Annotated in this window: 11 protein-coding genes; 8 read left to right on the top strand and 3 right to left on the bottom strand. The window is 71.0% G+C overall.

What is annotated here, in order from left to right; translation table 11 throughout:
• Positions 1-154 precede the first annotated feature (154 nt).
• On the bottom strand, positions 155-649 hold the full coding sequence (gene greA, locus AB0K03_RS20630) for a transcription elongation factor GreA (RefSeq protein ID WP_199515627.1): 495 nt from the start codon (positions 647-649) through the stop codon (positions 155-157).
• Between the two features lie 152 nt (positions 650-801).
• Positions 802-1,221: a DUF4307 domain-containing protein gene (locus AB0K03_RS20625; protein ID WP_364687164.1), complete on the bottom strand. Its 420-nt coding sequence runs from the start codon at positions 1,219-1,221 to the stop codon at positions 802-804.
• 110 nt (positions 1,222-1,331) lie between these two features.
• Here AB0K03_RS20625 and mca point away from each other — a divergent pair, with 110 nt between their 5' ends.
• The 7 genes from mca to AB0K03_RS20590 all read left to right on the top strand — a co-directional run bounded on the left by mca (position 1,332) and on the right by AB0K03_RS20590 (position 9,069).
• A complete protein-coding gene (gene mca, locus AB0K03_RS20620; RefSeq protein ID WP_364687162.1) occupies positions 1,332-2,213 on the top strand; it encodes a mycothiol conjugate amidase Mca in 882 nt (293 codons plus the stop codon).
• 530 nt (positions 2,214-2,743) lie between these two features.
• On the top strand, positions 2,744-3,061 hold the full coding sequence (locus AB0K03_RS20615) for a hypothetical protein (protein ID WP_364687472.1): 318 nt from the start codon (positions 2,744-2,746) through the stop codon (positions 3,059-3,061).
• A 629-nt stretch (positions 3,062-3,690) separates the two neighbouring features.
• Positions 3,691-6,222, top strand: coding sequence for a bifunctional diguanylate cyclase/phosphodiesterase (locus AB0K03_RS20610; RefSeq protein ID WP_364687470.1), 2,532 nt, complete (start codon positions 3,691-3,693; stop codon positions 6,220-6,222).
• Positions 6,223-6,283: 61 nt separating this feature from the next.
• Positions 6,284-7,045, top strand: coding sequence for an ATP-binding cassette domain-containing protein (locus AB0K03_RS20605; protein ID WP_364687160.1), 762 nt, complete (start codon positions 6,284-6,286; stop codon positions 7,043-7,045).
• Entirely contained in the window at positions 7,038-8,312 is a 1,275-nt protein-coding gene (locus AB0K03_RS20600; protein ID WP_364687158.1) for a hypothetical protein, read from the top strand. The genes AB0K03_RS20605 and AB0K03_RS20600 overlap by 8 nt, the downstream gene beginning before the upstream one ends.
• Positions 8,312-8,953 carry a hypothetical protein gene (locus AB0K03_RS20595; RefSeq protein WP_364687156.1) on the top strand — a complete coding sequence of 214 codons (642 nt, stop codon included), beginning with the start codon at positions 8,312-8,314 and terminating at the stop codon, positions 8,951-8,953. The genes AB0K03_RS20600 and AB0K03_RS20595 overlap by 1 nt, the downstream gene beginning before the upstream one ends.
• Positions 8,950-9,069, top strand: a complete 120-nt coding sequence (locus AB0K03_RS20590) for a DUF255 domain-containing protein (protein ID WP_364687468.1) — start codon at positions 8,950-8,952, stop codon at positions 9,067-9,069. Before AB0K03_RS20595 ends, AB0K03_RS20590 begins: the two co-directional genes overlap by 4 nt.
• A 16-nt stretch (positions 9,070-9,085) precedes the next feature.
• Here AB0K03_RS20590 and AB0K03_RS20585 read toward each other — a convergent pair whose 3' ends face one another.
• Entirely contained in the window at positions 9,086-10,357 is a 1,272-nt protein-coding gene (locus tag AB0K03_RS20585) for a DUF4143 domain-containing protein (RefSeq protein WP_364687154.1), read from the bottom strand.
• Between the two features lie 298 nt (positions 10,358-10,655).
• On the opposite strand from AB0K03_RS20585, the gene AB0K03_RS20580 reads away from it, so the two are divergent.
• Positions 10,656-12,647: a thioredoxin domain-containing protein gene (locus AB0K03_RS20580; protein ID WP_364687152.1), complete on the top strand. Its 1,992-nt coding sequence runs from the start codon at positions 10,656-10,658 to the stop codon at positions 12,645-12,647.
• Positions 12,648-12,794: the final 147 nt, after the last annotated feature.

Below are 12,794 nucleotides of genomic sequence, written 5' to 3'. Positions count from 1 at the left end.
CAACCGGGCCGGCGCCGCAGCCGAGGCCGCCGCTCGGGCCGGGGCCGAGGCTCGGGTTCCGGTGGGCGGTGCGTGCCGCGCACCTCCGTCAGGGGTGGCCTGGGTGGAGGTGCGCGGTCAGCCGCTGCGTGCGATCTCTTGCGGGGGCGTGCGGTCAGACGCCGAACGGCTTGAACTCGACGACGGTGACCTTGATGTCGGCGCCGCTAGGGGCCGTGTAGGTCACCGTCTGGCCCTGGCCGGCGCCGAGGATGGCCTTGCCGAGGGCCGACTCCGGGCTGTAGACCGTCAGGTCGGTCGTCGATGCGATCTCGCGCGAGCCGAGCAGGAACTTCTCGGTGTCGGTCTTGTCGTCGTCGAAGTAGATCGTGACGACCATGCCCGGGGCGACCTTGTCGGCCGTCGGGGCCTCACCGACCTCGGCGTTGCGGAGGAACTCCTTCAAGTACAGGATCCTGCCCTCCTGCTTGCCCTGCTCCTCGCGGGCGGCGTGGTAGCCACCGTTCTCCCGCAGGTCGCCCTCCTCGCGGCGGGCGTTGATCTCGGCGGCGATGACCGGCCGGGCTGCGATCAACTCGTCGAGCTCGGCCTGCAGCCGGTCGTAAGCGTCCTGGGAGAGCCAGGTCTTCGACGCTTCTGAACTGGTCACAGACTCTTCTCCTTGGGGCGGGACAGGCGTACGGAGCGAATCACCAAGCTTACCAGCGGTGGGCACCGCGGCCGGTTCGCCCGATCCGCGGCCCTGCCGGCTGCACGTTCTGTTGTACCGCGGGGGTACGACAGGTTTCGGCGACTCCCTGCTCAGCCCGCCGCTCGGCAGCGGAGCACCTCGCCGACGAAGGCCTTGGCCGTCGTCGGGACCACCTCCGACGCCTCGATCGTCGACTTGTCGCCGGCGGCTCGCACGGTCACCGTGCGCGTGCCCACCTCGGCTCCGTTGTAGTCGCGCGCGCGGAGGGTGCACGTGGCGGCTCCGCCTCGCGGTACCCGTACGGTGAAATCGATGGTGATCTGGGTTTCCGTCGCCCCGGTCCATCGCACGATCTGCGCGTCGTAGGTGGGGTCGCCGTACTGTTGGTAGAGACGTACGGACAGCAGCACCGCGAGCGCCGCGACGATCACGCCGAAGACGATCACGGCGGCCGGCCGGCGGCGCCCGTCGCGGCGACGGCCGTAACGGCCCGGCGGGAATACCGGGGTTGTGGCGCGCGTCTCGCTCACCAGGGGACCTCTCCGGGGAAAAGTGTCGGTGCCATCGGCCAGAATGGCCCTGTCCATCTTCGCAGCCGGAGCCGGGCCCGCCCATCGAGGTCCGGTCGAGGGAGAAATCAGTGGCTGAGCAGTTGCGTCTCATGGCGGTGCACGCGCACCCCGACGACGAATCCAGCAAGGGTGCGGCCACCATGGCCCGGTATGTCGCGGAAGGCGTCGACGTCCTGGTCGCCACCTGTACGGGCGGCGAGCGCGGCAGCGTGCTCAATCCGAAGATGGACCGCCCCGAGGTGCTCGCCGACATCGCCAACATCCGCCGCAAGGAGATGGACAAGGCGCGCGAGATCCTCGGTGTCAAGCAGGCCTGGCTGGGCTTCGTCGACTCCGGACTGCCCGAGGGCGACCCGCTGCCGCCGCTGCCGGAGGGTTGCTTCGGGCTCGTCGATCCCGCGGAGGGCGCGATCCCGCTGATCAAGCTCATCCGCGAGTTCAAGCCGCACGTCATCACGACGTACGACGAGAACGGCGGCTACCCGCATCCCGACCACATCATGTGCCACAAGGTCTCGGTGGTGGCCTTCGACGCGGCCGGCGACCCCGAGCAGCACCCGGAGCTGGGCGAGCCGTGGCAGCCGCTCAAGCTGTACTACAACTCGGGCTGGACGCGCGCCCGCATGCTCGCCCTGCACGAGGGCATGCTCGCGGCGGGGCTCGAGTCGCCGTACAAGGAGTGGCTCGACAAGTGGGAGGACCGCGAGGACCGCGGCGACCGCATCACCACCCGGGTCGAGTGCGGCGAGTACTTCGAGGTCCGCGACAACGCCCTGCGCGCGCACGCCACCCAGGTGGACCCGGACGGTTTCTGGTTCCACGTGCCGATGGAGCTGCAGCAGAAGGTGTGGCCGACGGAGGACTTCGAGCTGGCCCGGTCGCTGGTCGACAGCCCGGTGCCGGAGTCGGACCTGTTCGCCGGGGTCCGGGAGACGGTGGACGCTCGCTGAGCTCATCGGCCGCGGCGGTGCACCTTCCGCCGGCGTCGCCCGCGGGGTGACGGCAGGGGTGGTGCACCTTCTGCGGGCGTCGCCCGCGGGGTGACGGTGGGGGTGGTGCACCTTCTGCGGGCGTCGCCTGCGGGGTGACGGTGGGGCTTGGTGGGCCGCCCCGGCGGAGCGGTGCAGGGTGCTGCGTCGCGTGGGCGAGCAGTGCCGGGGCTGTGCAGGCCGGACGTGGCGCTGCTGACTATGTAGCGCAGGCGTGGCGCTGCTGGCTGTGCAGGCCGGGATGTGGCGCTGCGGGGCGCCGCGACGCGTGACGCCATTGCGGGTTGGGGTTCAGCTCGGGCGGGACGCGCGGAGCCGGTGCTGCGGGGCGCGCGGAAGACGTGATGCTGGTCGCAGGGGGCGGTCGGATTGCGGATGATGCGGGATCCCGGGGTCGGGCGTGGTGCCGGTGGGCGTACCGTGGACGAGTGGATTTCGTCGTGGCGGTCAACAACTTCGGGGACACCCGGTCCGGCGGGCTTGCCGGGCCCATGGGGCTGTTCATCATCGTGCTGATGTCCGTGGCGACCGTGCTGTTGATCCGCAACATGAACAAGCGGTTGCGTCGGCTTCCTGACAGTTTTCCGGATGCCGCCGGCAGCGCCCGGGAGGCCGAGGTTGCCCGGTTGGAGGCCGACCTCGCGGCCGGCACGGCGGGTTCCCGGCCGGCGTCCGCGGGGCGGGCCGGTTCGTCGTCCGCCGGTGGTGGCGGTTCTGATGTGGAGGGTGTATCCGGGGAGGCCGGAGACGTGGAGACGCCGGACCGCGGGCAGTCCGGTGAGGGGCGTGAGGCGGGGCCGCGGCCTTAACCGCGTCAGGGTTCGGTCCACAGTGTCAAGCGGCCGGCAGCGGTTCGAGGCGTGGATGGTCACGGTGCGAACATCGACAGTGCTCCTCCGTCAACCCCTGTTGCTGTCCGCCGCTTTGGCTTAGCCTTCCGCCGGGGGGCCTTGACGTCCCCCCACCCTGCGCGGAAAGGGGGGCCGTCGATGACCATCATCCGCCCCCCACTTCCTCCACTGCAGATGCACGTGCATCCTCCTGTGCCGCTGGTCAGCGCATTGCGGCGTGACCTCGGACAAGATCGCAGCAGCGGGCTCGCCGGAGCGGCGCGCGACGGCCTTCGCGGGGTCTCGGCGATGGCGCGGGCGGGCGATCCGACGCCTCCGGGCGGGTGGCTCGGCGGCTTCCGCGAGCGCGGGATCGACGGTAGGGAAGCGGCTCCGAACCGCGTCCGGGCGGCCCGGTGTGCAGATGGCGGGAATTCGGACTTGGTGCTTTCGATGTGTCGTACGGGGACATCGGTAGAGCCCGCGGGAGCACTCCGGTCGATCGGTGGGGAGGTGGCATGACTTCACCGACTGCCGTCTCCCCGGCGGTGCGCTCGGACTCGTCCAGCACCGATGGTGCGTCTGTCCGGCGCGCTCTCGGCGTACGGATGCTGATGGGTGTCGTTGTTCTTGCCGCCGTGGTGCTCTCCACCGTCGCGGCGGTGCTGCCGCTGCAGCGACCGGACATCCTCGCGCAGCCGGCCGCGGTCGGGATCGGCGCCGCCGTGGTGCTCGCCGCGTTCGCGCAGTTCGCCCGGCTGCGGTTCCGGCTGGGGCGCGGCACGGTCAGCGTGTCCTGGGGCGAGACCGCCCTCATCCTGAGCTTCGTGCTGGCCCCGCCGGGATGGCTGCCGGCCGCCACGCTGGTCGGGGCCGCCGGCGCGTGGTTCCTCATCACCTGGCTCAACGACCAGCGGGCCGTGACCGACATCGTTCATCTCGCCGCGTCCCTCAGTCTGGGGACGGCCGGCGGGACCGCCGCCGCGTACGCGATCGCCGGGCCCGGCGCACCCGTCGACAGCACGCGGACGTACGCGGGGCTCATCGTCGGATCCGTCGCCTACCTGCTGATCACGCTCGGGCTGGCCGTGGCCACGCTGTCGCTGCGCCGCGACGCCCCGCCACGGCAGATAGCGGCCCGCGTGCTGCACGCCAAGCTGCCGATGTTCGTCGGCAATGTGCTCGTCGGGATCTCCGTCGTGTACGCGCTGGTCAACGGGCCGTGGTGGCTGCTCATGGCGCCGCCGGTGCTGTGGCTGCTGCAGCGGACATATCGCTACCACCTGCGGGCCGAGGAGGAGCGCCGGGTGTGGGAGGCGTTCGCGCGGGCCACGCGTACGCTCGGCGGCTCCAGCGAGGCGGCCGTCGCCGATGCGGGGCTGCGGGGCGCCCTGGACGTCTTCGGTGCGCGGCGCGTCGAGATCGAGGTGTCGTTGCCGCCGCATCAGCGCGACGGAGAACCCGTCGTCGTCCACGAAGGGCGCTTGTCCGTCATCGAGACCGCCGCCGACGGTGACGGCGGCCGGCGGTACGTGGACGAGGCGCCGTACGACCCGATGCCCGGCGCGGCGCCCGGGCCCGTGATCACGCGGGAGATGACCGTCGGCCGTACCCGGGTCGGCGAGCTGACCGTCTGGCTGGCCGAGCCGACGCTGCCCGCCGCGCGCGACGAGCTGGCCGTCTCCGCGTACGCGGACGCGCTGGCCGGGGCGCTGCACGACGCCGCCGCGCACGAGCGGCTCATGCTGCTCGACGCGAAGGTCGCCCACGACGGGGTGCACGACCAGCTCACCGGCCTGGCGAACCGCCGGTCGCTGCTGACCGACGGCGAGGCGCTGCTGCAGTCGCTGCACCGGGACCGGCCCGTCGCCGTGCTGCTGCTCGACCTGAACGACTTCCGGGAGATCAACGGCACGCTGGGGCACCGGGCCGGCGACGAGGTGCTGCGCACGGTCGCGGAGCGGCTCACCGACCTCACCCGCGACCAGGAGCTGGTGGCCCGGCTCGGCGACGACGAGTTCGCCGTCCTGCTGCCGTCGGTCGCCACGCTCGCCGACTCCGCGACCCCGCTGCACGAGGTGCCCAGCCCGCTGCCGCAGGCCGTACGCCGGGCCCGTGAGATCGTCGACGAGATCGGCCGTCCCGTCGACATCGGTGGCGTCCGGCTCGTCGTGGAGGTCGCGGTCGGCGTCGTCGTCGAGAAGGCCGGGTACGCGGACCTCGGCGAGCTGATCCGCCGGGCGAGCATCGCGCTGGACCAGGCCAAGGAGCTGCACGTCGGCGTCGCCGCGTACGACAGCGCCAGCGACGCCTCCAGCACCGACCACCTGGCCCTGCCCGCCGAGCTGGTGGATGCGCTCACCTCGGACGACCAGCTCGTGCTGATGTTGCAGCCGGAGGTCGACCTCGAGACCGGCGCCCCCACCGGCGTGGAGGCGCTGATCCGCTGGAACCATCCGCGGCGCGGGCTGCTCACCCCCGACCTGTTCGTCGGCACCGCCGAACACGGGGAGCTGCTCGCGCCGTTCACCCGCCACGTGCTCGACCTCGCGCTGACCGCCGCCTCCGGCTGGGCGGCCGCCGGATTCGACGTACCCGTCTCCGTGAACGTCTCCGCCCGCAGCCTGCTCGATGCGACCTTCCCGGCGCAGGTCGCCGACGCGCTGCGCCGGCACCGCATGGTGCCCGCCCAGCTGGTCCTCGAGATCACCGAGTCCATGGCCGTCAGCGACCAGGGCGTGGTGGACGAGGTCCTGGCCGCGCTGCGCGACCTGGAGGTGCAGATCTCCGTCGACGACTTCGGCACCGGCTTCTCCTCGCTGGCGTTCGTCACCCGCGTCCGGGTCGACGAACTCAAGGTGGACCGCTCGTTCGTGACCGAGATGACCGACTCGGCAGCCGCGGCCGCGGTCGTCCGAGGCGCGGTCGAGCTGGGCGCGCGGCTGGGCGCCCGGGTGGTCGCGGAAGGCGTCGAGACCGCCGACCAGCGTGCGGCCCTGCTGGCGCTCGGATGTACGGCGGCCCAGGGCTACCACTTCAGCCGGCCGCTCCCGGCCGACAAGATCGTCGGCGCGCTGCGTCAGCTCGCCGACGCCGCCCCGGCGAAGATCGTGCCGCTGCGGGCGGGCGAGGTCGGCTGACCTCCGATCCGATGTGATCCACTGAGCCCATGTCAGGCTCACGTGCATCGATCGGTCGCAGATGAAGATTGAGGTGGACGGGGTGTCGGCCGGATATGGCCGCGTCTCCGTGTTGAGCAGTCTGGACTGGTCGGTCGGTGTCGGCGTGACGGGCCTGCTGGGGCCGAACGGCGCCGGCAAGACCACGCTTCTGCACCTGTTCGCCGGAATCGTCCGGCCCCGCAGCGGATCGATCGTGGCCCGTGCAGGCGGGCGGTCCGTGGCGAGCACACAGCGGGCGTACGGCCGGTGGATCGGTTTCCTTCCGCAGCATTTCACTCTCGCTCCCGAGCTGCGGGTCGTCGACACCGTGTCGTACGCGGCCTGGGTCAACGGGGTCCCGAAGGCTTCGTGCGTGGCCGCGGCCGAAGCTGCGCTCGACGACGTCGACCTGCTCGACCGTGCCGCGGACCGCGTCCGGTCGCTCTCGGGCGGGCAGCGGCAACGGCTCGGCCTCGCGGCGGTCCTCGCTCACGACCCCGAGCTGCTGATCTTGGACGAGCCCACCGTCGGGCTCGACCCGGCGCAGCGACTGCGGTTGCGGGATGTTGTGGCGACCATCGGTACGCGGCGGACCGTCATCGTCTCGACCCACCTCGTCGACGACGTGACCTACATGTGCGACCGGGTGGGCGTCCTCGCGGGCGGCCGGATCGCGTTCGACGGGACGGTCGAGCAGCTGGCGGAGCTGGTCGAGGACAACGCCGACGCCCGCGGCCGCGGGTCGGCTTTCGAGCAGGCGTACGCGGGGATCGTCGCTCAGCTGGGGAGCCGCTATGAGTGAGCGGTCGGCGAAGCGGACCAAGCCGGGCTTCTTCTGGCCGGTCGGCGGGTGGGTGTTCCTCGCTGCGGGCGTGATCGTCTTCGCGGTGACCTTCGGCCGGACGGCCAAGGAGCTGTCGTGGTCCTATCAGGAGTGGGCGCACACGAACGTCCTCTTCGAGCAGCAGGCGCTGGACTTCACCGGTCCGCTCGTCGCCGCGTTCGGTGCCCTGCTCAGTGGCCGGCTGACACCGCCGCGGATGCTGTACGCCCTTCCGCGCTTCTCGCGTGACACGGCGCAGTACCTGGCCCAGAGTCTGGCCCCGGCCGCCCTCGTCGTCACGGCCGGCTACCTGCTCGGCGTGCTCCCGGTGACCGTCGAGACGTTCCGCACCGCCACGGCCGACACGCTGGCCCCGGGATCCGTGGCACGTGGCGTCCTGGTCGTGAACGTCCTGCTGGTCCTCGGCTGGCTTGCCGGCCTGCTGATCCGATCCGCGTACGCCGCGCCCATCGTGTTCGCCGTCGGCTTCGCCACCTCGGTCGTGGGATACGCGATCGGCGCCTGGAACACGATCACGCCGGTGATCTCCTCGATCGGCACGCCGGGACGGGAGACCTCCTTCACGTTCTCCCTGTTCCGGGCGTCGTTCTTCGCGGTCCTCATGGTCGCTGCGCTCGTCACCGCCAGCTCGGTGCTGACGAACCGCGGATTCGACCGGCGGTTGACGGCGAAGCCGCTGCTGCCGCTCTTCCTGCCGGCCGCCCTCGCCGTCGCAGCCCTGGTGCACCCGCCCGCACCGCAGATCCTGCAGGCCTCCCCGCCGCTGTTGTGCCGGCAGGCCATCGGCTTGGAGTTCTGCATGCACCGTGCGCACGAGAAGGATCTCGAGCCGCTCATCGACGGCACCGAACCCATCGTCACCCTGGTGGGGCGGGAGAACCTGCCCTTCGACCGCGTGTACGACTGGTCGCTGAGTGATGGCACCTCGCCACCGAAGGACTCGACCGTCTTCTACGCCGACGCGTCCCCGGAGTGGGGGATCAGCGATGTCCGATCGCAGATCGCCAGCCTGGTGGCGGGTAGCGAGATCTGTGCGAACAAGCCCGGCGGCGAGGAAAGCGAGGCGGGCCTCAACTCGTTCGCTCTGTTCCTGCACCTCGCAGGCCAGGACGGCGACAGCAAGAACGCCTTCGGCGAGATTTCCGGCGCGCAGTTGCGGCGGTGGCTCACCGAGCACCGTACGGCTATCACGCGTTGTGAGGTCACCGACGAGATGCTCCCTTGATGACCGGCATCCTGCTGGCGTCGCGCGCGGGGAGGCGGTATCTCGCCGTCCTGGGCGGCTTCGCAGCGCTGGGCGCCCTCTGCTCCCGGTACGGGTTCAAGCTGCAGTTCGCGCCCGCGCACGATGCGGTGGTGCTGGCCGTACCGGAGATGTGCGCGGTGTTCCTCGCCGCCGCGGCGCTCATCGTGACCCGGTCACGCCTGTGGATCATCGACCGGTTCGGCGTGCGGTCCCGCCGGTGGCTGCCGGCCATCGGCGCGGCTGTCGCGGTCATAGCCGGCCCGCAACTGGTGCTGGTCGCGGCGGTTGCTGCGGGCGTACCCGAGGGAACCTGGCCACACGCTGCCACGTCGGTGCTGTTCCTGGCGGCCCTGGGCGTGCTCGTCGCCCCGTTCGCCGGCACGCTGCGAGCGACCTGGCTCATGTTCGGACTGGAACTCACTCTCACCGTGCTCGCCCAGCTCGGCCCGTCGATCGCCGCTTGGTCCCCGCTGGCGACCATCGGCTGGCCGAGTGCCGGAACGGTGCCTGTGGGGAGGGTGGGTATCGCCGTGCTGACCACCGTCGCGGCGTTCGCGGTCACCGTTCGTACGCTCGGTTACAGCGGCCCGGCGTGGCAGCGTGACCACGCCAGCGGCTGAGGCCGGCCGGCACCTGGCGCTTTGACGTACTCGCGCAGGCGCGGGAGCGGGACGTGCCTGTGCTGATCTCCGGCGGGTATGCGGCCGGCTACTGGTGTCACGTCATCGCCGTGTAGGGCCCGATCAGTCCACCTACTGCGCCCAGAGGCTGGCGATTGGTACAGCGACGATCCGTTCAGCAAGTCGGAAGACACGAGGGCCGGTGTGGAGGACGATGCCGGCTGCGAAGGCCGAGCCAACGCGTTCGGCGAACCATTCCAGGTGCCGAGCATCGGCGGTTGAGGGTGCGGCGGTGGCTTTGACTTCGACGGCGATCATGCGGCCGTCCCTGGCTTCGACGAGCAGATCGACCTCGTGCCGACCATTCGCATCGCGGTAATGGAACAGATCCGCGCCGACGATGCTGGCGGCACATTCGGCTCGCAGCTGGGCGGCGGCGAGGGTGTCCAGGACACGCCCGAGGAGGTCGCCGTCGCGCATCACGCGGCGCTGGTCGATGCGGAGCAGCGGGCCGAGAAGGCCCGGGTCGGTGAGGTACCGCTTGGGCAGCCGTACGGTGCGATCCATCCGGTTGCCGGCCCAGGCAGGTACGCGCTGCGTGATCATGAGTGTGTCGAGGAGGTCGTCGTAGCCGACCGCGCTGTGCCGAGTGATGCCGGCGGCGTCGTATAGCAATTTGTGGTTCGGCACGCCGGCGGTGTTGGCGGCGAGCGCTTGAAGATATCTACGCATCAAGACCGGGTCTCTGGAGACGCCGAGTGCTGCGGCCTCTCTGGTGACCAGATGATCGACATAGCTGGTCAACCACCGATCGCGCGCTCGATCGGTGGGGGCGCGGAGAGCTTCCGGCCATCCGCTGGTCAGTGCCTCTTCCACATAGCGGTGCACGTCCCACTCGGCTGAGGGATTGCTGAAGCTGCCGGAGCCGTCGACGAGGATTCTGTCGATCAGTGACGGCGCGGACGGGTCACCGTGCCGTTCCCGACCCACGAGCGGGTGCATCGTCAGCCGGACGATCCGGCCGGTGGCGGGCCAGCCCGCGGTGGTCAGGTCGGTCTGGGAGGAACCGGTCAGAATGAACCGGCCAGGGCGGGGATCGTCATCGACGGCGCGCTTGACTGCGCCGAGGACCGCAGGGACCAGCTGCCACTCATCAACGAGGACCGGCTCGTCGAGGGCGCGGAGCGCGGCGTCGGGGTCGGCGCGAACGACCGCGGCCTGAGCAGGGACATCCAACCTCAGGATAGAACGGCACAATCGCCGTGTCGTGGTGGTCTTTCCGCAGGCGCGGGGGCCGACGACCAGCGTAGCGGGGTGGGTCGTCAGGATCTCGGCGAGCTCTGTGTCGACGATACGAGAGACGTAAGCGCTCAGCGGAAGCTCCAGCCAATGATGATCTAGCACACCGGGTAGTGCCTATTTGAAACATCCTTCGGTTACTAGATAGCACAGGTTCCAGTGACGATCCAGCACACGCCGTCAGCTCGACGGTGCGACAGCAGGGCCGTCGGCCGGAACCCTGATCGTGAGTGGGCCGGACGGGCGCGCCGCCCATTCCGCCGCTGGCCGCGATGACAAGGGCCAGCGCAGCCTGGCCGAGGAAGCGCTGATCCGGTGCCTTGACGCCAGTGCTGATCTCAGTCGCGTAGGGGGCCGCTGACGCCTGCCGGGTTTTGACGTACGCCCGGGCTAGGTTGGGGTCATGGCCAACCGTCTCGCCTCGGCGACCTCGCCGTACCTGTTGCAGCATGCCGGCAATCCCGTCGACTGGTGGCCGTGGTGCGACGAGGCCTTCGCGCAGGCGCGGGAGCGGGACGTGCCCGTGCTGATCTCCGTCGGGTATGCGGCCTGCCACTGGTGTCATGTCATGGCGCACGAGTCGTTCGAGGACGAGGGCATCGCCCGGCAGGTCAACGACGGGTTCGTGGCGATCAAGGTGGATCGGGAGGAGCGGCCCGACGTCGATGCCGTCTACATGACCGCGACGCAGGCGATGACCGGGCAGGGCGGCTGGCCGATGACGGTCTTCGCCACCCCTGACGGCCAGCCGTTCTTCTGCGGGACGTACTTTCCGAAGGCGAATTTCTCGCGGTTGCTCGACTCCGTCGCGACCGCGTGGCGTGATCAGCGCGACGCTGTGGTCAAGCAGGGTTCCGCGGTGGTCCAGGCGATCGGTGGTGCCCAGCTGGTCGGCGGCCCGACCGCGCCGATCTCGGCGCAGCTGCTCGACGGTGCGGCGACGCGGCTCGCCAAGGAGCACGACGAGAGGTACGGCGGGTTCGGCGGCGCCCCGAAGTTCCCGCCGCACCTCAACCTGTTGTTCCTGCTGCGCCATCACCAGCGCACGGGGTCCGGGGAGGTCCTGGAGATCGTCCGGCACACCGCCGAGCAGATGGCCCGCGGCGGCATTTACGACCAGCTGGCCGGCGGCTTCGCCCGGTACGCGGTCGACAACACGTGGACCGTGCCGCACTTCGAGAAGATGCTGTACGACAACGCCCTGCTGCTGCGCGTCTACACCCAGCTGTGGCGGCTGACCGGTGACCCGCTCGCCCGCCGTATCGCCGACGAGACAGCTGCGTTCCTGCTCCGCGACCTCGCCACGCCGGCCGGTGGGCTCGCCTCAGCCCTGGACGCGGACACCGAGGGCGTCGAGGGGCTGACGTACGCGTGGACGCCCGCCCAGCTCACCGAGGCGCTGGGGGAGGAGGACGGCGCCTGGGCCGCCGACCTCTTCCAGGTCACGCCCGGCGGCACGTTCGAGCACGGCAGCAGCGTGCTGGTCCTCGCCCGGGACATCGACGACGCCGCCGACGAGATCGTCCAGCGCTGGCGCGGCGTACGCGACCGGCTGCTGACCGCCCGCGTCCGGCGTCCGCAACCGGCCCGCGACGACAAGGTCGTGGCCTCCTGGAACGGCCTGGCGATCACGGCTCTGGCCGAGCACGCCCTGGTGCTCGACGCGCCCGCCTCGCGGGAAGCGGCCGTGCAGCTCGCCGGTGTCCTCGCCGACCGTCATCTCGTGGACGGCAGGTTGCGCCGCGTCTCCCGCGACGGCGTGGCCGGCGAGCCCGCCGGTGTCCTGGAGGACTACGGCGCGGTGGCGGAAGGCTTCTGCGCCGTGCACCAGCTGACCGGTGACGGACGCTGGCTCACGCTCGCGGGTTCGCTGCTGGACGTCGCGCTCGCGCACTTCGGCACCGGGGACGGCGGCTTCTACGACACGGCCGACGACGCGGAACGGCTGGTGACCCGGCCCGCCGACCCCACCGACAACGCCACGCCGTCCGGGCTGTCGGCGGTGTGCGCGGGGCTCGTGGCGTATTCGGCGCTGACCGGCGAGTCCCGGTACCGCGAGGCTGCCGACAAGGCGCTGGAGACGGTCGGGCCGCTGATCGGGGAGCATCCGCGCTTCGCGGGCTACGCGGCGGCGGTGGCGGAAGCGGTGCTGGCGGGGCCGTACGAGATCGCCGTCGCGACCCGGGATCCGCAGGACCCGCTGATCAGGGCGGCACATCGGCATGCGCCGCCGGGAACGGTGATCGTCTTCGGGGCGCCGGATCAGGCGGGGGTGCCGCTGCTGGCGGAGCGGCCGTTGATCGACGGGCGGGCCGCGGCGTACGTGTGCCGGGGGTTCGTCTGCGACCGGCCGGTGACCACGGTTGAGGAACTGGAGGCGCGCCTGAAGGGATGACCATGCCCGCGGGACCGGCCGCGGCGACTGCGAGGCGGTCCGGCGGTGGCTGCGGGGCCGACCGGGCTGGCGTCCTCCTTCGAGGGGCCGTACATGATGTCGCAGAAGTTCTTGTCGTTCTGCAGTGCGTCGGCGATCGGGTCACCG

Origin of the sequence: Actinoplanes sp. NPDC049316 (assembly GCF_040677315.1) — a bacterium.
Lineage (GTDB): Bacteria > Actinomycetota > Actinomycetes > Mycobacteriales > Micromonosporaceae > Actinoplanes.
The sequence above is the reverse complement of the archived record's forward strand: the minus strand, read 5'-3'. Positions and strand labels throughout refer to the sequence as shown.

What these genes read in the sequence shown, in the direction of transcription:
- AB0K03_RS20615 (WP_364687472.1), top strand. Translation starts at nt 2,744, where the DNA reads ATGGGGCTGTTCATCATCGTGCTGATGTCCGTGGCGACCGTGCTGTTG.
- AB0K03_RS20610 (WP_364687470.1), top strand. Translation starts at nt 3,691, where the DNA reads ATGCTGATGGGTGTCGTTGTTCTTGCCGCCGTGGTGCTCTCCACCGTC.
- AB0K03_RS20605 (WP_364687160.1), top strand. Translation starts at nt 6,284, where the DNA reads ATGAAGATTGAGGTGGACGGGGTGTCGGCCGGATATGGCCGCGTCTCC.
- AB0K03_RS20600 (WP_364687158.1), top strand. Translation starts at nt 7,038, where the DNA reads ATGAGTGAGCGGTCGGCGAAGCGGACCAAGCCGGGCTTCTTCTGGCCG.
- AB0K03_RS20595 (WP_364687156.1), top strand. Translation starts at nt 8,312, where the DNA reads ATGACCGGCATCCTGCTGGCGTCGCGCGCGGGGAGGCGGTATCTCGCC.
- AB0K03_RS20580 (WP_364687152.1), top strand. Translation starts at nt 10,656, where the DNA reads ATGGCCAACCGTCTCGCCTCGGCGACCTCGCCGTACCTGTTGCAGCAT.